Below are 22,412 nucleotides of genomic sequence, written 5' to 3'. Positions count from 1 at the left end.
CGATGTTATGATCGTGGTCCGGCGCTATCGTACGGCCATCCAGCCAATCCAGTCCCCAGGGCGGAGTTCGAATGTTTCTTTCGGTTTTTGATGTCTTCAAGATCGGTATCGGCCCGTCCAGTTCCCATACGATGGGTCCGATGTCGGCGGCTAACCGCTTTCTCGACCTGATCCTGTCGAGCGACTGGCCGCGGCCCAGCAACGCAACGGTCGCATCGATCAAGGCCAGCCTGCACGGTTCGCTCGCCTTTACCGGCATCGGCCACGGCTCGGGCAGGGCGGTGGTCCTTGGCCTGATGGGCGAGCGGCCCGATCGCATCGATCCCGATCGCATGGATCCGATCATCGACGAGGTCGAACGCACCGGCCGCATCACCCCTCCGGGCCATCCGGCCTACGAATTCCAGCCGAAGACCGATCTCGTTTTCGACAAGAAGGTGCCGCTGCCCGGCCATGCCAACGGCATGTCCTTTTCCGCCTTCGACAAGGACGGCCGGCTGCTCCTGAAGCGCATCTACTATTCGATCGGCGGCGGCTTCGTCGTCACCGATACCGAACTGGACGCGATGAAGAACAGCAAGGCGAAGCCGGGCGGCGTCAAGGTTCCCTATCCCTTCTCTACCGCCAGGCAGATGCTGGACATGGCGGATCGTTCCGGCCTGTCGATCGCGCAGATGAAGCGTGCCAACGAAGAGGTTTCGATGTCGCGCGACGAGCTCGACGAGGGGCTTGACCGGATTTGGGACGCGATGAAAAGCTGTATCGACCGCGGCCTGAACGGCGCCGGCATCCTGCCGGGTGGGCTCAAGGTCCGCCGCCGCGCCGGCATGATCCATGACAAGCTGCAGGACGAATGGCGCTCCAACAAGGTCAATCCGCTGCTCGCTAACGACTGGCTGAGCGTCTACGCCATGGCGGTCAATGAGGAGAACGCGGCCGGCGGCCGGGTCGTCACCTCGCCGACCAATGGCGCTGCCGGTGTCGTTCCGGCAACGATCCGCTACTATCTGCATTTCCATGATGACGCCGATCATCATGGCATCCGCGACTATCTGCTGACGGCCGCTGCGATTGGCGGCATTATCAAATTCAACGCCTCGATCTCCGGTGCCGAAGTGGGCTGTCAGGGCGAGGTCGGGTCGGCGTCGGCCATGGCGGCGGCCGGTCTTGCCGCGGTCATGGGCGGCACGCCCGAGCAGATCGAGAACGCGGCCGAAATCGCGCTCGAACATCACCTCGGCATGACCTGCGATCCGATCGCCGGCCTCGTCCAGGTTCCCTGCATCGAGCGCAATGCACTGGGCGCGGTCAAGGCCGTGACGGCGGCCTCGCTCGCCATCAAGGGCGACGGCCAGCATTTCGTGCCGCTCGACGCCTGCATCGAGACGATGCGCCAGACCGGCGTCGATATGCATGACAAATACAAGGAAACCTCGACCGGCGGCCTTGCCGTCAATGTGGTGGAATGCTGACCGGCAGGGATTTGTGGAGCGGTCGAGAACAGGCTTGACCGCGACCGTCCTGCGGGTGTTCAACACCGCCCATGGCCTTGCATCTTATCAAACTCTGCGTCGGGGCGGATTCGATCGACGACCTGCGTGACTGGGTCGCCCGCCGGGCGCTGACGGCAATCGCCGCCGGCCTTGAGCCACACTCGTTCCACATCACCCGCATGGTGCCCAAACGAGGCGAAGAAATCCTCGAGGGCGGATCGCTGTATTGGGTGATCAAGGGCCAGGTGCAGGCGCGTCAACAGATCACCGCCATCGAAACCTTCACCGATGCCGAGGGCATTGGTCGCTGCAAGCTGTTCCTCGCTCCGGAGGTCGTCGAAACGGCCTACCAGCCGCGCCGCGCTTTCCAGGGATGGCGCTACCTCCAGCCCGCGGAGGCGCCGCGAGATTTGTCGGCCCTAGGCGCCGAAGACGCCGACATGCCGCTCGACCTGCGCCGCGAACTGGCTGAACTGGGGCTTCTCTAGAAGTACAACTGCGAACCGGGTTACGTTCGCAATGCTCCATCTATGGGTGCGAATTCTGTTTTTCGTTCACGCGAAGATTGTCGAATAGTCCATGTCCTGATACGATAACTGAAGGCTTTCGAAGGTGTCGTGCTTGGGAGGGCATCATGCTGGTCAGCAATTTCGTTTCCGGCGTTTCGCCGCAATTCACCGTTGAGCGTATCGGCAATCAGGTCACGCTGTCGTTTTCCTACAATCTGGCGGGATATCTGGACGACGAACTCGGCTATTATGTCTGGGACGGCGAAATAGGCGCCGAACTCGGCGCGTTCGGCGGATATGTCCATCAGACGCTGGACGGGCCGATGGAACTCCAATTCTCCGCCACGCTCGCATCGGGTGTCACCGACAGCGGCTCCTACTATCTGAACGACAATATTGGCGGCGCGGCGCTTGAAAACGACTTCACTGTGACCCTGTTTGATGTGGCAGCGAATTTTACCGCGACGGCGGCGTCGGATATCGTCTTCGGATCGGCGCAGGCCGACAAGTTGCGTGGAGGCGATGGAAACGACGTCCTCATTGGCGGCGCAGGCAAGAATACTTTAGGCGGCGGCGGTGGCGACGACATACTGAGCGGCGGCGACGGCTCGAACTATATCAGCGGCGGCCTTGGCCGTGACACCGTATCCTACGCGGATTCATCGACAGGTGTCTGGCTCCAACTGATGGATCTCTGGGGCACCCATGGAGCGTTCATCGATACCTACAACTCGATCGAGAACATCATCGGATCGGATTACAACGATACCCTGGTTGGAAACGACGGTGCCAATGTGATCGTCGGCGGCGGCGGCTTCAATTCTCTCAGCGGACAAGCGGGGAATGACCGGATCATTGGCGGCGACTCTGGGGATATCATATACGGCGGAGACGGGAATGATGTGCTCTCCGGTGGGAACGGCGACGACACCTTCCGCGGCGGAAAGGGAGCTGACTGGATAGACGGCGGCGCAGGCGATGATGACATAGCCAGTTACGACAGTTCTTCCTCCGGTGTCGTCGTCTCGCTTGCGGATCAGTCGATCAATACCGGCGAGGCCAGAGGCGATGTACTGATCGGCATCGAGGGCCTGCACGGTTCCAATTTTGGCGACAGGTTTTATGGCGACGACAACGCCAACTGGTTGTACGGCGGCATGGGGAACGACAAGCTCTTCGGCGGCGATGGCAATGACATTCTCATCGGCGAAAGCGGATTTGACCAGATGGATGGCGGAGGGGGCCGCGACCGGGTCGACTACGGCAACATGGGCGGCAGTGCCATCGTCTCACTCGTCGATTCGTCCCTCAATGCCGGCACGGCTCAAGGCGACGTCCTGGTTGGTATCGAGGATCTGTACGGTACGCCCCGTGCCGACACCTTCTATGGCGACGGCAACGTCAACAGATTGTACGGCCAGATGGGCGACGACACGCTGTTCGGCGACGCGGGCAATGACAGTCTGAACGGGGGGATCGGAAACGACACCCTCGATGGCGGCGACGGCGATGACTATCTCGAAGGATCCACCGGAAACGATGTTCTGTGTGGCGGCGCCGGAGCGGACACGCTACGGGGCTTGGCGCGCACCGGCACCGACGATGGCGGCAGCGATACCGCGTCCTACCAGACGGCGACGGCAAGAGTTGTCGCCAGCCTGCAAAATCGTGCAAACAACAACGGCGATGCGGCGGGCGACAGATATTACCTCATCGACAATCTTCGCGGATCCGACCATGGAGACTCGCTGGCCGGTGACGGTTTTGCCAATGTCATCGATGGTGGCGCGGGCAACGACACGCTGCGCGGCTATGGCGGCCATGACACATTGACGGGCGGCGCAGGCGAGGACATCTTTGTGTTCAGTTCGGCGCTGAACGCCAGTGCCAATGTCGATGCGATCACCGACTTCAACGTCGCGGACGACACGGTTCGTCTGGAGGCACGTAACTTTCCGGGGTTGGCGACCGGCACGCTCGCGGCAACCGCGTTCATATCCAACGCGACCGGAACCGCTGGAGACGTGGACGATCGGATCATCTACAATTCCACCAATGGGAGCCTCCTCTATGACGCCGACGGCACTGGGGCGACCGCAGCCGTCCGGTTCGCTTGGCTGTGGGGGGCGCCTTCGATCACGGCGGTCGATTTTGTCGTGATCTGAAGCGTGCGCAGCCGTAACGCTGGCCTTGCTTGGCGATCATCATAAGTCTTGAAGCCTGCCAATGATTAGCGCGGACAGGATCGTGGGCGCTTAAGACGACATCAAGCATAAAAGCCCAGCAAGGCCGGGCTTTTATGCTTTTGCGGATGCTTCAAGCGTTCAACGGATCCGCAACCGGATCGGATGATGTCCGGAAGGCGACGTGACATGCACGTGGATCTGCGCTTGCGGCTGGGTCGAGCGCCAGGCGCGGGCCCCATGCGTCAGAAGCAGCGTCACCAGATCCTTGGTTCGTGCCCGTGGCCGGCTGCCGAGTTCGGCGATGCGCATCGCTGCTTCATGCAGCGGATGCAGGCCGGCGCGCGGCGATTTCCGCCTCTTGTCCGGAAGAGGCGTGACGACGCCCGAACCATTCTCATTCATTCCCATAACTGACCTCGTTACGCACTACCAAATCCGAGGAGGATCACCGGAAAACAAACACACCGGGGATCGAAACTTCACCGCAGGACATCCGAACATCAACAATTGCACTGGAAAGCCTTGCGTTCCTTCAAAGTTTTACTGCTGGCTTGCCCAGCAGGCGAAGCCGTTGCGCTTGAGCGTCTTGCAGGCCGAGACGGCGTTGTTCTGGCTGGAAAAGCCGCCGAAGCGAGCCCGATAGAGATGGCCGTCGCCGCTGGCGAAGGCCACGGTGAACGGGGTGGCGCCGCGCAGCGCCTTGCCGCCCTTGCCCTTGGCGTTCTCAAGCATGGTCATTGCCTGGTCCTTGTCCGGCGTTGCGCCGATCTGGATGACCCAGCCCGTCGGCGTGGCTTGCGAAGCGGTTTCCGTGACGGCCTGCTTCTTCTTGGCAACGGAATTGGTGATCTGGTTGTCGACGTCGACAGCCGGGACCGGCGAAGCCTTGGCGATTTTCTGGCTCTGGGCTTCCAGTGTATTGGGCATGACGTTGTCGTTCAGGACCGGGTTTGCGCTGGCCTTGACCGGCTCGGCATAGGCCACCTCGATGCTCTTTGTGGTTTCCTCGCCACTATAGCGGAAATCCGGAACCGGGCCGTTGTTGGGCAGGTTGAAGCTGCCACCGGTTGTGGCTGCTGCCATTTCAGGCTGCTGCTGCATGGTCGGGGCGTCGGCCGTTTCGGCAACAAGGTTGCCGCCGCCACGGCGCGAGGCCGCAGGCATGTATTTTGCAACCAGCGCCCGCATCTGGGCGTCGCGCGCGCCGCCGGACTTGCCGCCGAGGACGACGCCGACAATGCTGCGGCCGTCAGCCTGTGCCGAGGTCACAAGATTGAAGCCGGAAGCGTTGGTGAAACCGGTCTTGATGCCATCGACGCCGCGCACATTGCCGAGCAGGCGGTTGTGGTTGCCGATTGTCTGCTTACCGAATTTGAAGCTACGGGTGGAGAAATAGCCGTAATACTGCGGGAAATGCTGACGAAGCGCCATGCCGAGCCGAGCCTGGTCGCGCGCCGTCGTCATCTGCGCACCGTTCGGCAGGCCGTTGGCGTTGCGATAGGTGGTGCGAGTCATGCCGAGCGCACGCGCCTTGTTGGTCATGATGCGGGCGAAGCGATCTTCGGAACCACCCAGCATTTCGCCAAGCGCGGTCGCGGCATCGTTGGCCGAGCGCGTCACCAGCGCCAGGATAGCCTGTTCCACGGTGATGGACTTGCCCGAGCGCACGCCGAGCTTCGACGGCGGTTCCGCGGAGGCGTTCTTGGAGAAGGAAACAGGCGTGTTCTTGGTGATCTTGCCGGCTTCCAGCGCCTCGAAGGTCAAATAAAGCGTCATCATCTTCGTGAGCGACGCCGGATAACGCAGGCTGTCCGCGTCTTCGCTGTAGAGAACCTTGCCGGTCTTGGCATCAACAACGATACCTGCATATTTTGCAGCCGAAGCGGCGGTCGCAAAGGCAAACGACGCGACCATGGAAACCATCAACAGACGGCAAGCCCTTTTGAAGAATGGAACGGGGGTGCTTTGAACGGAACCGTTGAATATTGATTTGGACATCGCACTACTCTTCATCGCATTTCTCACAAATATCGTCCGGGCGTCGCCTCCAGAAACGACCGTTCTGAAAACTGTATCGGGATAGCGTTACCAATCGGTTTATGATGAATGATTGGTTTCCATAATCGGACGTCTTGAATTTGGGACGGTCGTCCGGCGGCAAGTGTCGGGTGGCGCCCATTCGGGCGCTGCCCCACGGTCGATCTCAGCGAACCAGCTTGCTGTTCACATAGTTCGCGACAGCGCTGTCGATGACCTGCCATTGTGGCAGCAATTGGCTGGAAAAGCGGTAAAGCACAACAAGATCACGGCCCGCGTGAATATCGCGCTGGCAATCGGCGCTGGTCGACATCTCAGGTGTCTTCGGCATCAGGCAGCGGACGGTATAGGGTGTGGTGCCGTTTCTTGGCGCGGTGAAAAAAACCTCTTCGCCATAACCGGAATTTTCCTTCAGCACGTGACGCTCAAGTCCCGCCGGGCCGGGCAGGGCGGCGCCGTCGAAAATGTGCTGGTAGATCGGTTCCAGCCGGCCTGACATGTCGCGCGACATGGTGCTCTGCGAGATCTCGACGAAGATCAGCGATTCCGGCTGGTTGACGTCGTTGAACAGGGTGCGGGTCTCGTCGGTATAGCCTCGCATGTCCGGCCAGGTAAGATAGAGGTCGGCGCGCTCGACGACGCCTGTGATGCGCTGTTCCTCGAAGCGGATGACGTTGGATGGCAGACGAAGGTGATCCTGCCCGATGAACAGATCGTTGGCCTCCCTGCTGGTCGTGTGTCCCGCCAGCGCCAGCTTTTCGCCATACCAGCGTCCGCTCATGTTGATCGTGGCCGTCAGAGCCGCAAGTCCGACGACGACAGCCGTCAGGCCATAGACGAAACGGGGAGAAATCAGTGGGCCATGATCGTCGGAGGCCGCGGCGGGATTGCTTGTCATCGACGGATTGCGTTCTTCATGTGGTTAAGAAGGGGTATCGCCGGGCGCTTCCGTGTCTCGAATCGAAACAGCTTTTGCGGCACGCAAATTGCTCCAGCGAGGAGTGACTGCAACGCTGCTTCAACATGGTTAATTTTCGATGAATTTCGTGACGATTCTGACCCTTCTTGCCGCCGGCTTCGGTGTCTCCTTCATCGTGCTGGATATCGCCCGCGTGGCGGCGCGCGGGCATTGGCCGTCGGTGCAGGAAGTGTGGACCGACAATTTCCGGCCCTTCGCCATCTTCTTGGCCATATTTGCTGGACCGGCCTTGTTTGCCCAATCGGTCCTGCGGATGCGTCGTGAAAACGGACTGGCGGCCGTCGATACGGCTCTCGCCGCCATGGTCGGGCTCGGATGGGCCTGCTGCTATGGTGTCGTCATTGTCCGCTGCGCCGGCCTGCTTGGAATGCAGGTGCTGTGATCGGGTGATGGCCCAAAGAAAAAGGCCGGTTCCGGGGACAGCGGAACCGGCCAGCAGGGCCTTGGTCTGGGACGGGGTTGGGGACTGACCGAAGCCCTTTTCATCCGCGAACCAGGCATCCTGAGCCGGTCCGCGTCTGTCTCGCAAATTGTCGGTTACTGGCTGACGCTGCCGACGGCGGTGGTCCGGCCATCCTGCAGTTTGACCCATCGGCCGGAATTCTTTTCCGATTGCCGCTTGAGGAACGTGTATTCGGTGTTCGACCACAACAGCACCTTGTTGCGCATGTTGTCGAGAACGAAGTCGCCGCGATCGGTCCTGACGGTCAGCACCGCATGGCCTTCGCCATTGGGCTGCAGCACGACGGTGATCAGCAGGTTGGATGGCGAGAAGCCCGCCTGTGTCAGCTTCTTGCGCTTGAGGAGCACATAGTCCTCGCAATCGCCGACCTTATCGGGATAGGTCCAGCGTTCCTCGACACCGTAGATCTCCTTGTCCGTCATCGGCGTCACCGTCTCGTTGACGTCGTAGTTAACCTCGAGGATTTTCTTCCAGCCGTCGCGGGTGAGGACCGTCGGCTCGGTGCCGCCGGGATTGGCGCGGCATTCCTGCGGCATGCTCTTGCAGAATTCATAATGTCCGACCGGCGGATTGCTCGGGCCACCGGTGGTCATGTTGGCCGGAAAGGCGAGGGCGACTTGTGCTGCCAGTCCCGCAAAGAGTGCGCCGAGCAGGCCGGCCTTCAGGAATGTTTTCGTTGTCATTGTTTGTTTCCCCGTTCTGGAGATGACAATGACAGCGAGATTTTTATTGCTCGCGAAAATCGGAAGTAAAAATAAGTACAAATACAAATCTAATAAGTATAAAACTCGAATTTAATTTTAATCAATATTAAGGCGATTTTGACTCAATTACGCATAAAATTTAACTGAAATCCATGGAAATAGGCCGCGGTCATAAAAATTGGTAACCATGCAACCCATTGTAGATATTGAATTCCTATGTCGGAGAGCCCGCCGCGATGCATGCGACGGCTTCGCTCACCGCTGCCCGAGTAACAGCGCCATCGCACCGAAGCAACGCTGAAGCTAGACTTTATGTCTCGGAGTGGGTGGTGATTTCAGGGCTGAAATGCGCTCGGAGATGCCAAAATTATTTTCATTCCAGCACATTTTTTTGGTCGAGACGATGCGAATCTGCGGAAATTGTCGCTTTGTGTGCCAGAACGGAGCGTCCGACAGAGCAAATCTTCGGATTCACGATGAGACATTGTCCCGGAACAGGACTTTTAACAGCTGAAAGCCCGGTTACGAATAGAGAATTGCCAGCCGACAAGCCGGCATTGCGCGGCTCCACTCGAAACGACAAGAGCTTTTGGACTTGAGTGAGGTGAGAAAATGGTGCGCCGGCGCGTTTACGCAGGCTCGGATGCAGAAAGCTGATCCTAAAGCATGTCTCGCAAAAGTGTGCAGCGGTTTTGCGAAAAGACATGCGCCAAAACAAAAGCTAAAGCGTAAGGAGCGAATCTGAAAGATCGCGACACGCTTTAGAGGAATTCCCGCAGAGCGTCGCGTGACTGGATTCCGAGGAATTCGATCGCGATGCCTTCCTGGAAGTGGCGCACGACGCGTCCCTTCATGCTGCCGAGCAGGATAGGCGTTCCCAGCGGCAGGCGGGTTTCCATATCGACGGCGGCGCCCGAGAGCGACAGGTCGATGATGCGGCAGACATATTTGCTGCCGTCTTCAAGCGTGATTTCGGTACGGACCTTGCGCGGTGCAAGACGATCGTGCCGCCGGTCTTCCGGCAGGCCGAGCTCGTGCTTGTTGGCAATCCAGGTCAGCTGCGCCGCGAGCTTTTCGCGCTTGCGGTCGGTGGCGTTGATCTGGATGACGAAGGCGTTTTCGGAAAGGCGCGAAACAGTGCCTTCGAGGCGGCCGACATGATCGACATAGGCGATGATGCGTTCACCGGTACGCGGGCGCGCATCGCAGGTGAAGAGGACATCGCCCGGCGACATGTCGATCGCGGTGCACTCGAACTCATCATGGTTTGCAAGCATCAGCCGACCGGTCAGATTCACCGAGACGCGCTGAAACGCACCTTCGTTGTGCTGCTTGGGGCCGCCGTTCTGTGCTTGCTGAAACGAATACATGACCACACTTGTGCGATGTCTGTCCGACCAACAGCTTTAACCTGATCCCGTTAACAGAAGGTTTTTTTATGCGCGGATCTGCAAATAGCGTTAGTCCTGTCGGCCACCTTCGAAAACCCTGAGGTGCAGAACGCGACGAATTGTACCCGCGAGGCCTTGGTTTGTCATGGCCGGTTGCCGCGCGGGCAGGGGGATTTCAGGACGGTTCTGCAGAAAGAGACTGGTCTTCTCGACATCGAGCACGCGGATGCCGTCGAGATCGAGAAAATTGACGGGGGTCGCTTCGATCCAAAGGGGCCGCGTCAGCGGAACCAGCGCGCCGATGATCCGGTCGATGTCGCCGTCGGGAGATCTGAGCGGCAGGAGGATAATTTCGGTCGGAAGGCGATCGGCCGTGCTGGCGAGCGCCGACGCCGACAGTACCACCGGTGACTTGTGCTGCATGACTTCATTCGCGACGCGCCTCAGGCGGGCGGTCTGTTCGCCAAGCCACAGCGCATCGAATGTCGTGCTGCGCAGTTCCCGCGCAAACAGCGCGCAGATACGCGTGCCGGCGAGACGGAAGCGAACGTCGCCGTTTGCGGCTTTTTCGAGAATGAACAGGTCCGCCAGAATGTTGCGAATGTGAGCAGGTTCGATCTGGTTGCGGGAGGGCACCTCGCGGTGGCCCCGCAACTCGTCCCAGTAAGCGTATATTTCAATGGCGGTCTTGCTGCGCATGCTCTGCTTCCGTTTGATACGCCTTGTGCCGGTTTGGCACGATTGGCGGAGGGAAAATTGCCCTGGGACCAGCAGAGCGAATTTCGTGCCAGCCGGATATTAAGGTTAATGTTTGGTTTAGATTGATCGGCGGCCGTCGCGGTGGCATTGAAGGACATCACTTCACGAAGGGTTGCCTTCGGCACACAGACTTGGGCTCGGGGTTTTGGGGGCTCACCGGCCGTTCAGTTTTTCGACTGGACGGCCTTTTTTCGTCCAGGCCACACAATTTCGGATGGTGCGGCTTTTCAAGCCACATGCGTGCAACTGACGCGCCGCCACAGCTTTTGACCTGTTCCTGAATCGTGTAGAGCGGAGGCAGGATCAGGCGGAACGAACCGCGGAAAGAATTGTGAGCAGCATGACAGACCAGACGGACGGCACGCCGCCGCCGGAAAGCGCGGGGCCGGAAAAGCTTGAGCGGCCGCGCGAACCCGCATTCAACCTGCCGTTCGGCCTCGTTGTCATCCTTGGCGTGCTCGTCGCCATCCATGTGGTGCGCACCTATGTCCTGTCCGCCTCGATCGACAACGAAATGGTCTTCAATTTCGCCTTCCTGCCGGCGCGTTACGATCATGCGCTGTCGGACCAGAATCTTGCCTGGCTCTGGAGCCCGATCACCTATTCCATCCTGCACGGATCATGGGATCACCTGATCTTCAATGGCTTCTGGATGATCGCCTTCGGCGCACCGGTGATCCGGCGGATCGGCATGGTGCGACTGGCGGTCTTCTGGGGCCTGTCGGCCATTGCCGCGGTCGCCCTGCACACCGCCTTCCATTGGGGCGAGATGATCGTCGTGGTCGGTGCCTCCGGTGTCGTCGCCGGACTGATGGGGGCAGCAGCGCGTTTCGTCTTTTCGCCGAGCGGCCGGATCAGCCGGCAGTTTGCCCATCTCAACCGCCGCCTGCCGATCATGGAAGCCTTGTCGAATCGTTCGGTGGTGATATTTACCGGCATCTGGTTCCTGACCAATCTCCTGATTGGCCTTGGCCTCTTCGCCTTCGGCGGCCAGGGCGGGATCGCCTGGGAAGCGCATATTGGCGGCTTTCTGTTCGGCTTTCTGCTGTTCGGCCTTTTCGACCCCCGGGACTGACGTCCAACATCAGCGATAGCGCGGAGAATGCTTGATTTTCCGCTGGCGGTGGCGCACCATTCTCGTCCGAAGGCGGCATCCGTGAGGAGTTCGGTTTGCTACCGATGGGCATAACGCGACAGGAATGAACTCTGTCTTGCGGATTGGTCCCTGACCGGAAACACATGTCTCGTGCTTTCAGTCCGCCAATGCCCCCGCCAGATTCAGGTCGCTGAAACGGAGGGTTTGAATGTCTGTAAAAGCAATCCTGAATGAAAAAGGCCGCCAGGTCGTGACGGTCGATCCGCAGTCCTTGGTTCGCGAGGCTGTCCGCCTGCTGCATGAAAACCGCATCGGCGCCGTGATCATCGTCAAGCCCGGCGACAAGATCGCCGGGATCCTGACAGAACGGGATGTTGTGGCCGCCATGGCCAAATACGGTGCCGAATGTCTCGACAAGCCTGCCTCCGCGGTGATGTGGTCGAAGGTTCATAGCTGCAACGAGGACATGACCATCAATGACATCATGGAGATCATGAACAACACGCGCTCCCGCCATCTGCCGGTCGAAAAGAACGGCCGTCTCGTCGGCATCGTCTCGATCGGCGACGCCGTGCGCCATCACATCCGAGCCATCGAAAATGAAGCCGAGCAGATCAAGGCCTATATTGCCGGCTGACATTCCTGTTGTTCAATGAGAAATGCCGCGCGGCCTTACTGCATAATTCCTTAAATCGGAATCGATTTAAGGATAAAATTATGCAGCATATTAAAAGTGTTACAGCGACCTTTGCGCGTCATATTTGACGCGCGGCGCTGTAAAAGCCGCGCGGCATCGTCGTATCCGCAACGTGCTGCGGTCAGCGCACCATGACGTCCTGAAGTCGTTGCAATTCCGAGAGCTTGGACTTCGTTTCGTAATAACCGCGGTCGATGGCTTCGCCGGCACGGTGGAATTCCGAAAGGCCGATATCGTTCAGCTTCGGATGCAGCGCCAAATCCGGCGGGTCGCCGGCGAGCCGCGCACGCGAAATGCGGTCCTGGATGATGTTGAAGGCCTGCACCATGACGCCGGTCATGCCGAGCCGGGTCTGTTCTTCCGGCTTCTTCGAAGGTCGCGGCTGTTCGACAGTCTCCGTTCCCGCATTGTGCTTGATGACGGCGGAGCGACCGTAGAGATCGTAATGCAGGTTGACGGCAACGACGAGCTGTTGCTCGTGCGCGCGGCAGACCGAAACCGGAACCGGATTGACGATGGCGCCGTCGATCAGCGTGCGATTGTTGCATTTGACCGGCTCGAAAATGCCTGGCAGGGCGTAGGAGGCACGGATCGCGGTGATCAGCGATCCCTGGCCGATCCAGACCTCATGGCCGGTATTGACCTCGGCTGCCACCGCGACGAAGGGCCGGTCAAGGCTTTCGATCGTCATGTCGCGCAGGTGTTCCTGCATGCGCTTGGTGAGCCTGAGGCCGCCGAACAGACCGCCACCGCCAATCGCGAAATCCAGCAGGCCGGCGATCCGGCGCATGGTGAGCGAACGGGCGAAGGATTCGAGTTCGTCGAGTTTGCCGGCGAGATAGCAGCCGCCGACGAGGGCGCCGATCGAGGTGCCGGCGATCATGCCGACGTCGATGCCTTCCTCGTCCAACGCCTTGAGGACGCCGATATGGGCCCAGCCGCGGGCGGCGCCGCCGCCAAGCGCAAGCGCGATCTTCGACTTGGCCGGTTTTGTCTCGAGAGGGGGAGGCGTGGTGAGGGCGTGGGATGGACCGCCGGGCGCCGATGCGTCTGCGGTGATCCCGCTGCGATTGAATGTCCAGTTCAACATCCGGCACCTCCATGCCGCAGAACACTGTTACAGGCCGTTGACGTCTTGCATTGCTGCTTTGCAAGCGCATCCGGTAAGACACATAAGCTACTTCGGACCGTCCTCTTCCGTTGTTCCCGAAGGAACGTGCCCGTTATGGGATTACGCGCCCATGCTGGTTGCCAATTCGTGAATCCACGAAAAAACTGAACCAAAAAGCGCCAGATGCTTAATTTTTGCCGTAGACGTCGTGCGGATGGAAATGAATTTCGGTATCAACAATGTTAAGTGACGTGACGCCGTTCTTTGCCATCACGGTGCGGTAAAAGCAGGAGCGGCGGCCGGTATGGCAGGTCGCCTCGTGGCCGGCCACCCGGACTTTCAGCCACAGCGCATCCTGGTCGCAATCGGTGCGGATTTCCGTAACAGTTTGCAGATTGCCGGAGGTTTCGCCCTTTTTCCAGAGGCTTTTGCGCGACCGGCTGTAATAATGGGCAATGCCGGTCTCGATCGTCAGCGCCAGCGCCTCGGCATTCATATGCGCGACCATCAGCAGGGTTCCGTCGCCGGCATCGGTCACGACAGCGGTGATCAGCCCGTTGCTATCGAAGCGCGGGGTAAAAGCGGAACCGGATTCCAGTTCCGCCTTGTTGGAGGAGGGCAGGTCGAATTGGATCGTCATCGGGCAGGCTCCGGGTGACGGAGCTTACTTGAAGCCCCGAAGCATGGTCATGAAGCGGGCCTGTTCGGCCGGCTCGGTCTTGAAGACACCGGTAAAGGTGGTCGTCAGCGTTGTCGAGCCCTGCTTCTGCACGCCGCGCATCGCCATGCACATATGCTCGGCCTCGATCATTACGGCGACGCCGCGCGGCTGCAGCGTATCGTCGATCGCCTTGGCGATCTGTGCCGTCATGGTTTCCTGCGTCTGCAGGCGGCGACCGTAGATATCGACGACGCGGGCGATCTTCGACAGGCCGAGCACCTTGCCGTGCGGCAGGTAGGCGACATGCGCCTTGCCGATGATCGGCACCATGTGATGTTCGCAGTGGGAAAAGAACGGGATATCCTTGACGAGCACGATGTCGTCATAACCGCCCACTTCCTCGAAAGTACGGCCAAGCACATCCTCGGCGGCGAGATCGTAGCCGGAGAACAGCTCCTTGTAGGCCTTGGCGACGCGCGCCGGCGTGTCGAGCAGGCCTTCGCGCTCAGGATCGTCACCGGCCCAGCGGAGCAGCACGCGGACAGCGTCCTCGGCTTCCTTCTGGCTCGGCCGCCCGTCGGAAGAGGTCGGCAAATGCGGAAAATTCTTGACTATGGCGTCCATAAAATGGCCCCTTGGCGTAACGCAGGTTACGTGACGTTTATCTTTTCGGACAACTCGCCATTGGCCATTGACCTGAGGTTTCCAGGCCTGGTTTCCGTCGGCGGGCTCCGGGGCTTTCAGATTTGCAGAGGTTAAGGGCTCTGGATCATCCGGCACGGTTTCCCAAACAACAGGCGACCGTTCGCTCTTGCGAACCTGTCGCCCCCACACGACATAACATATAATATGCAGCAACACATGCGAAAGGGGCGTCAGTGGAGACACTGTGTTTTTTTATCAGATACGATAGAAAATCATCCGCCGATCATCTGAAACCGCGCAAAATGCATCGGATCACGTCGAAATGATGGATGAAATCTACAATAGCCGCATTCTCGAGTTTGCCGGCAACATTCCCAAGAGCGGCACATTGCCGGACGCGGATGCTGAGGCGAGCGCCCATTCCAAGCTCTGCGGATCCAAGGTTCGCGTCTATCTGAAGATGGAGGGCGACACTGTGACCGACTTCGCCCACGAGGTGAAGGCCTGTGCGCTGGGACAGGCATCCTCGTCCGTCATGGCTCGTCATGTGATCGGCGCCACCGCGAGCGAGGTCCGCAAAGCCCGCGAAGATATGCTGGCCATGCTGAAGGCGGATGGCGAAGGTCCTTCAGGACGGTTCGAGGACATGCGGTTCCTCAAGCCGGTCAAGGACTACAAGGCGCGCCATGCCTCGACCATGCTCACCTTCGATGCGGTGGTCGATGCAATCGGCCAGATCGAGGCCAAGCGCGCGGTGGCGGCGGAGTGATGGATTTTTTTAGCGGGCTTTCGGGTGCGGATACCGGTCGGCTTCTGAGCAAGAATACCACCCCCTGTCACTGCGTGACATCTCCCTCTCAAGGGCAGGGCTATCGCATATGGGCTTCGGCTTGCTCCCCCTCTTCTCCCCAGCGGGGAGAAGGTGGCGCGAAGCGCCGGATGAGGGGGGCCGAAGGCCACCCCTGTTTGGCTCCGGCTTCGCCGTCGCCCCCCTCATCGCCTCGCATCCGCTCGGCACTTCTCCCCGTTGGGGAGAAGAGGGAGATCCGCACGCCCCTCGCAATCCATATGCGATTACCCTGCCCTCAAGGGGGGAGATTGGTGCGCGCGGTAGCGTCTTGCCAGCCATTGCCTTCTCGCTGCGCGGTGGCCTGAAATGTGCAGCAAATGCACCACGAATACAGATCATGGAAAGGGAGCGCAGGCATCGCCGCCCGCTCCGATCTCCCCCCTTGAGGGGGAGATGTCGCGCAGCGACAGAGGGGGGTATGCGTCCGCGAATCCGAACCCCTACCGTACCCGCAACTACACTGGCTCCTACCGCAAGACACCCGGCCGCCTGCTCGGCATGGCCTTCATCCGGCTCTACCAGCTGACGCTCTCCGGCTTCATTGGCAATTCCTGCCGGCATATCCCCACCTGTTCGGAATATGGCTATGAGGCGGTCGCCCGCCACGGCCTCTGGCCCGGCGGCTGGATGGTGCTGTTCCGCTTCCTGCGCTGCGGCCCGGGCGGCACGAGCGGCCTCGATCCGGTGCCCGAGAGTTTGCCGCGGTCGAAGCACTGGTACACGCCCTGGCGGTATTGGCGGCTCTGATCGGTAAATGAATCAAGACGCTTCTTACGTTTGATCGCTTGCAGCGATCTTCATGGTCTGCTTATGTCTGTCCAAACTTCCGATTATTCAGATACCAGCGTCTATTGGATCGCCCGACGCCGAAAAAGGAATTTCTATGCCGCACCGAGTACTACTTTTCAATCACAAGGGTGGTGTAGGAAAAACGACTACAGCTTATAATGTGGGATGGAAATTGACCCAGAAAGGATATCGCGTCCTCCTGGTCGATGGCGACTCTCAAGTAAATCTTACAGCTAGAGCCCTTGGTGGAGGTTTCGAAGAATATTATGCTGAGGAAAGTCATACCCGCCTCAATAATATCTATGACGCTGTTCGCCCAATATTTGAGGGGCGGCCTCAGCCGATAGAGGGCTTTGATTGCCCTACCGCTGAAAATAACAATAATCTTTACGTTCTTCCCGGTCATCCGGATCTATCGGCCCTCGAAGGGCAGATCAGCTTAGCCCAAGAGACACGTGGAACACTTTCCGTCACCAAGAATTTGCCGGGAGCGATTCACAAGCTTATTTCTCTGATTGAAGAGAAATATAATATAGATTATAGTATAATAGATATAAATCCAGGACTGGGGGCGCTTAATCAAAATTTCTTTATGATTAGTGATGCTTTTATCGTCCCGACAAATCCAGACCCATTTTCCCTTATGTCGCTAGGTACGCTGGGACTGGAAATCGAGAAATGGGTCAACTGGAAAGAGAAATTTGGTCCGGCATTTTTTGATGCCACATACCCGCTACCTGACGGATGGGCTAAATTTATAGGTGCTCTGCATTCAAGATTTAATCGTCACAAGAGTAAGGCTGCTGGGCGCTATCACGAGCGACTCACGCAGATAGACAATAAAATTGAAGAAGAACTGGTTCCCAGACTGAGAGCAGCAAGCTGCCTTTTTGATGTTGAGGCGTATAATGCCGCCGCCCGAATTTTGCTTCCTGAAGCTGCGAGAGATCCGGATAGGGTACGACTTTACGCTCTAGCTCGGGTTCCCGACTTTGCTCAGGCAAGTCATATTGCTTCGGAGCTAGGAAAGCCTGTTTTTGATATCAGCGAAGACGACTTACGTTTTTTGGATTTAAGAGGAAATGTTAAAACGGGCGTCAAGCAAAACGTAGAGACTTTCGACGAGATTTTTAACGCGGTATGCGATAAAATAATTGCGATTGTGAATCATGACTGATGCGGCGCAACGCTTTCAGACACATTTAGCTGAAGGCATAGTTTGTATTAAAAATTTTGAAGCGTCCGGACACGAATTTGCTTTGAGGCATGTTTGGATAGTTAGTATTTCTGCGCTAGACTTATATATGACTGAGCTCGTTTCCGAAGCAGGCCTTCGGTTGATCGATAGAGTTCCACCCGCTCTTACTACGAACTTGCGTCAGGTAGAAGTTCCACTTGAAAGTGTATTGGATTTTGGTACACTTAATCCATCGGAAAAATTAATATTTTTTAAAGCGCATATATTTTCTGAAATTCAATATAAGTCATTTTATAAACCTGAAAAGATATCTGAGGCTTTAAGCTATACATGGAATTGCCCGGCAAAGGAGAAATGGGCGAGAATTTTTGCTCGCATGAAGGTTACGGGACGTTATAATAGCCGAACCGAGCAAGACGTACGAGACGAGCTCACGCTTATTGGCGATCGTCGTGATCTTATCGCGCATGCGGTTGATACCCCACCAGGATCGGTACAGCCAAATCCAATCATAAGGTCTGATGCCCAGCGAGTAGTCGAGTTCATTGGAGACTTAGCTGCCGCCATTGATGCTGAAACAGAAAATCAGTTAATATAGCTTTTGCTGGCTTATTAAAAATTGTGTTGCCAATGGAGCTCACGCGGCCTTCCAATCCCCGCCCTTTCCCTCTATACCGCGCACCGCACGCGCCGGCTTTGCCGGCCTTTACCTGACACCACCCGCATTCGTTGGCGGGACTGGATAGGAGACTTTTATGTCCGACGCTGTTTCCCTTACATTTCCCGATGGCACCATTCGCGGTTATGCCGCTGGCACGACGGGCCGTGAGGTTGCCGAATCGATCTCCAAGTCGCTGGCAAAGAAGGCCATCGCGATCGCGCTGGATGGCGAGTTGCGAGACCTGTCCGATCCGGTCGTCACCGGCAGGCTCGAAATCGTCACCCGCGAGGATGCCCGCGCGCTGGAATTGATCCGCCACGATACCGCCCACGTCATGGCCGAGGCCGTGCAGGAGCTTTGGCCCGGCACGCAGGTCACGATCGGCCCGGTGATCGAGAACGGTTTCTATTACGATTTCGCCAAGGACGAGCCGTTCACGCCGGACGATCTGCCCAAGATCGAAAAGCGGATGAAGGAAATCATCCAGCGGAACAAGCCCTTCACCAAGGAAGTCTGGCCGCGCGACAAGGCGCGTCAGGTGTTCGTCGACAAGGGCGAGGCCTACAAGGTCGAACTGGTCGATGCCATCTCGGCCGATCAGGACCTGAAGATCTACTATCAGGGCGACTGGTTCGACCTCTGCCGCGGACCGCATATGGCCTCCACCGGCCAGATCGGCAATGCGTTCAAGCTGATGCGCGTCGCCGGTGCCTACTGGCGCGGCGATTCGAACAATCCGATGCTGACGCGCATCTACGGGACGGCCTGGCGCACCCAGGAAGAACTCGATCAGTATCTGCACGTGCTGGCCGAAGCCGAAAAGCGCGACCATCGCCGTCTCGGCCGCGAAATGGACCTGTTCCATTTCCAGGAAGAAGGCCCGGGCGTCGTCTTCTGGCATGGCAAGGGCTGGCGCGTCTTCCAGACGCTGGTCGCCTATATGCGCCGCCGTCTCGCTGGCACGTACCAGGAAGTCAATGCGCCGCAGGTGCTCGACAAGTCGCTTTGGGAAACCTCCGGTCACTGGGGCTGGTACCGCGACAATATGTTCAAGGTGACGGTCGCCGGCGACGAGACCGACGATGAGCGCGTCTTTGCGCTGAAGCCCATGAACTGCCCCGGTCATATCCAGATCTTCAAACATGGCCTGAAGTCCTATCGCGAATTGCCGATCCGGCTTGCCGAATTCGGCAATGTCCATCGTTATGAGCCCTCGGGCGCGCTGCATGGCCTGATGCGCGTGCGTGGCTTCACGCAGGACGATGCGCATGTGTTCTGCACCGACGAGCAGATGGCGGCCGAGTGCCTGCGCATCAACGATCTCATCCTGTCGGTCTATCAGGACTTCGGCTTCAAGGAAGTCGTGGTCAAGCTGTCGACCCGTCCGGAAAAGCGCGTCGGCGACGACAAGCTCTGGGATCGCGCCGAAAGCGTCATGATGGACGTCCTGAACACCATCGAGGCACAGTCGGAAGGCCGCATCAAGACCGGCATCCTGCCGGGCGAGGGTGCTTTCTATGGACCGAAGTTCGAATACACGCTGAAGGACGCCATCGGCCGTGAATGGCAGTGCGGCACGACGCAGGTCGACTTCAACCTGCCGGAACGGTTCGGCGCCTTCTATATCGACTCGAACTCGGAAAAGACCCAGCCGGTGATGATCCACCGCGCCATCTGTGGCTCGATGGAACGTTTCCTTGGTATCCTGATCGAGAATTTCGCCGGCCATTTCCCGTTGTGGCTCTCGCCGCTGCAGGTCGTTGTCGCCACCATCACGTCGGAAGCCGACGAGTATGGCCACGAAGTCGCCGAACTGCTGCGCGATGCCGGGCTTGAGGTCGAGACCGATTTCCGCAACGAGAAGATCAACTACAAGGTCCGCGAGCATTCGGTCACCAAGGTGCCGGTGATCATCGTCTGCGGCATGCGGGAAGCGGAAGAGCGCACGGTCAATATCCGTCGCCTCGGCTCGCAGGCGCAGACGCCGATGACGCTGGACGAGGCGATTTCCTCGCTGGTGCAGGAAGCAACGCCGCCGGACCAGCTTCGCAAGGCGGCGGCCCGCAAGCTGCCGACCGCTTGAAGCAGGTGAAAAATCTGCTGTGATGCTCATGGAGGGTGCGCGCAAGTGCACCCTTCGGCCCATTGTCGGAAAACTGTAACATTCGAAGACTATCAGGTTTGGATCGGTGACGACAGTCAAGCGCCGCCGCCAGGCCGGCAAGCGGTGCCAGTATCGGTGTCCTCAGGGACAGGCTTCTCAGGAAACGGGGAACGACGTGCAGTTCAAAGAGCTGTCTTACGCCAACGAGAACGATCGACGGCTGAAACGTTGGTTCATCCGGTCCATGGAAGGACTGTCGGGGCGCAATCGCTACGCCAGGCTCTACAACACCTGGCGCCATGAAATCGTTGGCCGCAGCGACCGGATTTTCGGCGAGATGCTCGACTTGATCAATGTGCGCATGCGCGTCCAGGGCGAATGGCCACCGCGCCATCTGCCGGAAACGCCCGTCGTCATCGTCGCCAATCATCCGTTCGGCATCGGCGACGGCATCGCCGTCCTGTCGCTTGCCGAACAACTCGGCCGGCCTTTCCGCGTGCTGATCAACAACGAACTGCTCAAGGTGCCGGAAATGGCGCCGTATTCGCTGCCGATCTCGTTCGAGGAGACCAAGGAAGCCTTGGCGCTCAACATGCGGACGCGCAACGAAGCCGTGCGGCTGTTGAAGGAGGGCGTTACCGTCATCGTCTTTCCGGCGGGCGGGGTGGCAACGGCGAGAAAGGGTTTTGGCCGTGCCGAGGACCTGCCGTGGAAGATGTTTCCGGCCAAGCTGATCCAGTCGGCCAAGGCGAGCGTCATTCCGATCTATTTCGAAGGCCAGAACGGCCCGCTGTTCCATATCGCCAGCAAGCTCTCGTTGACTCTGCGGATTTCACTGCTGATCCGCGAGTTTCGTCGCCTGTCCGGAACGACGATCTGTTCACGCATCGGCCGGCTGATCGCCTGGGAAGAACTTGCAGCCATTCCCGACCGCAAGGACATCCTGACGCGGATTTACGATGCCGTGTTCTCCATGGCGCCGCCCCGCCGGCGGTTTCTCAGCAGGGCGTCTTGATCCGTTCCTTCAGTCTTGCGCGCCGGTATCATCGGCTGCCTGCGGCGTGGCCTGCTGTCCCTTGTCGTTCAACAGCACTTCGACATCCGTATTGACGCCGGCCTTGACGGTGAAGTCGCGCTGGAAAATCTTTTCGTTGTTGCGGGCGATCGCCGTATAGTCGCCTTCGGCCAGCACCAGTGTCGGAAATGCTCCTACGCTTTCGCTGACCACGTCGCCCGATGAGGTCAGGATCGACCAGGCCGTGTCGGCAATCGCCTCGCCGCCCGGCTCCGAGACCAGTTTCAGCGTCAGCTTGGCAGCCCGGTGCTGGATCGTCGCCTCGGTCAGCTTGCCGGCTTCCACCTGGATATCGGCGCGAATCACCGCATTGACCGAGCCGTAGTTGGACACGACATGATAGGTACCGGTGTTCAACCGGATCACCGTGCTCGGTTTGACATCGGCTACCACGAGCGCGCGCTCGCCGTCTTCCTTCACATCCGTCGAAAAGATCGAGAAGCTCAGTTCGCCCGGTGGAATACGCACGTCGCTGCCCGAGACCGCGTTCAGCATGACGCCGCCGGCATCAAGCACGAGCACCTGCTTCTCCGTCGGTCCGGCTTCCGCGACACGGACCTTGCGGGTCGCGCCGGCGCGTCCGAACGCGACATTGACGAAATATTCGCCGGGCACCAGCTGGAACGCCGCCGAACCGCCCTCCGATGTCGCTACCAGTGGCAGCTTGCCATCGGCGCCGGGGATCGGGCTGAAGACGCGCCAGGTCAGCCCCTGCTGGACGGGACCGCCCTTTTCCGTCAGCAGCGCCTCGAGCTGGATGTCCTTGGCGGTTGTTCCCTGCGTCGCCGCCTCCGGCGTCAGCGGGTTGAAGCTGTTGAGCTTCGGCATCTTCGGCGTCGAGATCGTCGGAAAACTCTTGAACGGATCGGCTTGATCCTGGGCCTGCGCGCCGCTGGCGGTCGCGAAAATCAGAGCCGCGATTGTTGCGCGAACGTGAACGGACTTGATGCGCATGAGAGAGTTGACATCCTGAGTGTGTGGCTCCACTTGAAGCGCCGATATGG

Annotated in this window: 22 protein-coding genes; 12 read left to right on the top strand and 10 right to left on the bottom strand. The window is 58.9% G+C overall.

Annotated elements, in window-relative coordinates; genetic code table 11:
* Nucleotides 1-71: 71 nt before the first annotated feature.
* The 3 genes from ACST81_RS15035 to ACST81_RS15025 all read left to right on the top strand — a co-directional run bounded on the left by ACST81_RS15035 (nucleotide 72) and on the right by ACST81_RS15025 (nucleotide 4,167).
* Nucleotides 72-1,472, top strand: a complete 1,401-nt coding sequence (locus ACST81_RS15035) for an L-serine ammonia-lyase (RefSeq protein ID WP_438748896.1) — start codon at nucleotides 72-74, stop codon at nucleotides 1,470-1,472.
* Nucleotides 1,473-1,543: 71 nt separating this feature from the next.
* Nucleotides 1,544-1,981, top strand: coding sequence for a DUF1489 family protein (locus ACST81_RS15030; RefSeq protein ID WP_438748895.1), 438 nt, complete (start codon nucleotides 1,544-1,546; stop codon nucleotides 1,979-1,981).
* A 146-nt stretch (nucleotides 1,982-2,127) separates the two neighbouring features.
* The gene (locus tag ACST81_RS15025; protein ID WP_438748894.1) at nucleotides 2,128-4,167 is read left to right on the top strand and encodes a calcium-binding protein; all 2,040 of its coding nucleotides are present in this window, start codon (nucleotides 2,128-2,130) and stop codon (nucleotides 4,165-4,167) included.
* 159 nt (nucleotides 4,168-4,326) lie between these two features.
* Here ACST81_RS15025 and ACST81_RS15020 read toward each other — a convergent pair whose 3' ends face one another.
* The 3 genes from ACST81_RS15020 to ACST81_RS15010 form a co-directional block, all read right to left on the bottom strand.
* On the bottom strand, nucleotides 4,327-4,596 hold the full coding sequence (locus tag ACST81_RS15020; RefSeq protein WP_438748892.1) for a hypothetical protein: 270 nt from the start codon (nucleotides 4,594-4,596) through the stop codon (nucleotides 4,327-4,329).
* 132 nt (nucleotides 4,597-4,728) lie between these two features.
* On the bottom strand, nucleotides 4,729-6,186 hold the full coding sequence (locus tag ACST81_RS15015; protein ID WP_438748891.1) for an SPOR domain-containing protein: 1,458 nt from the start codon (nucleotides 6,184-6,186) through the stop codon (nucleotides 4,729-4,731).
* 205 nt (nucleotides 6,187-6,391) lie between these two features.
* A complete protein-coding gene (locus ACST81_RS15010) occupies nucleotides 6,392-7,123 on the bottom strand; it encodes a hypothetical protein (protein ID WP_438748890.1) in 732 nt (243 codons plus the stop codon).
* Between the two features lie 148 nt (nucleotides 7,124-7,271).
* Between ACST81_RS15010 and ACST81_RS15005 the strand changes: the two genes are divergently transcribed.
* Nucleotides 7,272-7,586: a DUF6949 family protein gene (locus tag ACST81_RS15005; protein ID WP_438748888.1), complete on the top strand. Its 315-nt coding sequence runs from the start codon at nucleotides 7,272-7,274 to the stop codon at nucleotides 7,584-7,586.
* A 155-nt stretch (nucleotides 7,587-7,741) separates the two neighbouring features.
* Here ACST81_RS15005 and ACST81_RS15000 read toward each other — a convergent pair whose 3' ends face one another.
* The 3 genes from ACST81_RS15000 to ACST81_RS14990 form a co-directional block, all read right to left on the bottom strand.
* The gene (locus tag ACST81_RS15000; protein WP_438748887.1) at nucleotides 7,742-8,350 is read right to left on the bottom strand and encodes a transglutaminase-like cysteine peptidase; all 609 of its coding nucleotides are present in this window, start codon (nucleotides 8,348-8,350) and stop codon (nucleotides 7,742-7,744) included.
* A 782-nt stretch (nucleotides 8,351-9,132) separates the two neighbouring features.
* Nucleotides 9,133-9,741: a PilZ domain-containing protein gene (locus ACST81_RS14995; protein ID WP_438748885.1), complete on the bottom strand. Its 609-nt coding sequence runs from the start codon at nucleotides 9,739-9,741 to the stop codon at nucleotides 9,133-9,135.
* Between the two features lie 90 nt (nucleotides 9,742-9,831).
* Complete coding sequence (locus ACST81_RS14990; RefSeq protein WP_438748883.1) at nucleotides 9,832-10,461, bottom strand: PAS domain-containing protein; 630 nt, start codon at nucleotides 10,459-10,461, stop codon at nucleotides 9,832-9,834.
* Between the two features lie 400 nt (nucleotides 10,462-10,861).
* Between ACST81_RS14990 and ACST81_RS14985 the strand changes: the two genes are divergently transcribed.
* On the top strand, nucleotides 10,862-11,596 hold the full coding sequence (locus ACST81_RS14985; RefSeq protein WP_438753588.1) for a rhomboid family intramembrane serine protease: 735 nt from the start codon (nucleotides 10,862-10,864) through the stop codon (nucleotides 11,594-11,596).
* Nucleotides 11,597-11,825: 229 nt separating this feature from the next.
* A complete protein-coding gene (locus tag ACST81_RS14980) occupies nucleotides 11,826-12,254 on the top strand; it encodes a CBS domain-containing protein (RefSeq protein ID WP_438748881.1) in 429 nt (142 codons plus the stop codon).
* 181 nt (nucleotides 12,255-12,435) lie between these two features.
* Here the strand turns inward: ACST81_RS14980 and ACST81_RS14975 are convergent, their stop codons facing one another.
* The 3 genes from ACST81_RS14975 to folE form a co-directional block, all read right to left on the bottom strand.
* A complete protein-coding gene (locus ACST81_RS14975; RefSeq protein WP_438748879.1) occupies nucleotides 12,436-13,404 on the bottom strand; it encodes a patatin-like phospholipase family protein in 969 nt (322 codons plus the stop codon).
* A 208-nt stretch (nucleotides 13,405-13,612) separates the two neighbouring features.
* The gene (gene hisI / locus ACST81_RS14970) at nucleotides 13,613-14,065 is read right to left on the bottom strand and encodes a phosphoribosyl-AMP cyclohydrolase (protein WP_438748877.1); all 453 of its coding nucleotides are present in this window, start codon (nucleotides 14,063-14,065) and stop codon (nucleotides 13,613-13,615) included.
* Nucleotides 14,066-14,089: 24 nt separating this feature from the next.
* Nucleotides 14,090-14,710 carry a GTP cyclohydrolase I FolE gene (folE, locus tag ACST81_RS14965; RefSeq protein ID WP_438748875.1) on the bottom strand — a complete coding sequence of 207 codons (621 nt, stop codon included), beginning with the start codon at nucleotides 14,708-14,710 and terminating at the stop codon, nucleotides 14,090-14,092.
* A gap of 343 nt (nucleotides 14,711-15,053) precedes the next feature.
* Here folE and ACST81_RS14960 point away from each other — a divergent pair, with 343 nt between their 5' ends.
* The 6 genes from ACST81_RS14960 to ACST81_RS14935 all read left to right on the top strand — a co-directional run bounded on the left by ACST81_RS14960 (nucleotide 15,054) and on the right by ACST81_RS14935 (nucleotide 21,348).
* Complete coding sequence (locus ACST81_RS14960; RefSeq protein ID WP_438748873.1) at nucleotides 15,054-15,500, top strand: iron-sulfur cluster assembly scaffold protein; 447 nt, start codon at nucleotides 15,054-15,056, stop codon at nucleotides 15,498-15,500.
* 474 nt (nucleotides 15,501-15,974) lie between these two features.
* Nucleotides 15,975-16,328 carry a membrane protein insertion efficiency factor YidD gene (gene yidD / locus ACST81_RS14955; RefSeq protein WP_438753586.1) on the top strand — a complete coding sequence of 118 codons (354 nt, stop codon included), beginning with the start codon at nucleotides 15,975-15,977 and terminating at the stop codon, nucleotides 16,326-16,328.
* Between the two features lie 136 nt (nucleotides 16,329-16,464).
* Nucleotides 16,465-17,547, top strand: a complete 1,083-nt coding sequence (locus ACST81_RS14950) for a ParA family protein (RefSeq protein WP_438748871.1) — start codon at nucleotides 16,465-16,467, stop codon at nucleotides 17,545-17,547.
* Nucleotides 17,540-18,166 carry a hypothetical protein gene (locus ACST81_RS14945; protein ID WP_438748869.1) on the top strand — a complete coding sequence of 209 codons (627 nt, stop codon included), beginning with the start codon at nucleotides 17,540-17,542 and terminating at the stop codon, nucleotides 18,164-18,166. The genes ACST81_RS14950 and ACST81_RS14945 overlap by 8 nt, the downstream gene beginning before the upstream one ends.
* A gap of 157 nt (nucleotides 18,167-18,323) precedes the next feature.
* Entirely contained in the window at nucleotides 18,324-20,312 is a 1,989-nt protein-coding gene (thrS, locus tag ACST81_RS14940) for a threonine--tRNA ligase (RefSeq protein WP_438748867.1), read from the top strand.
* A gap of 196 nt (nucleotides 20,313-20,508) precedes the next feature.
* The gene (locus ACST81_RS14935; RefSeq protein WP_438748865.1) at nucleotides 20,509-21,348 is read left to right on the top strand and encodes a lysophospholipid acyltransferase family protein; all 840 of its coding nucleotides are present in this window, start codon (nucleotides 20,509-20,511) and stop codon (nucleotides 21,346-21,348) included.
* A gap of 9 nt (nucleotides 21,349-21,357) precedes the next feature.
* On the opposite strand, the gene ACST81_RS14930 is transcribed toward ACST81_RS14935, so the two are convergent.
* Nucleotides 21,358-22,362 carry a hypothetical protein gene (locus ACST81_RS14930; RefSeq protein ID WP_438748863.1) on the bottom strand — a complete coding sequence of 335 codons (1,005 nt, stop codon included), beginning with the start codon at nucleotides 22,360-22,362 and terminating at the stop codon, nucleotides 21,358-21,360.
* Nucleotides 22,363-22,412: the final 50 nt, after the last annotated feature.

This window comes from Pararhizobium sp. O133 (assembly GCF_051669845.1).
Classification (GTDB): Bacteria; Pseudomonadota; Alphaproteobacteria; order Rhizobiales; family Rhizobiaceae; genus Pararhizobium.
The sequence above is the reverse complement of the archived record's forward strand: the minus strand, read 5'-3'. Positions and strand labels throughout refer to the sequence as shown.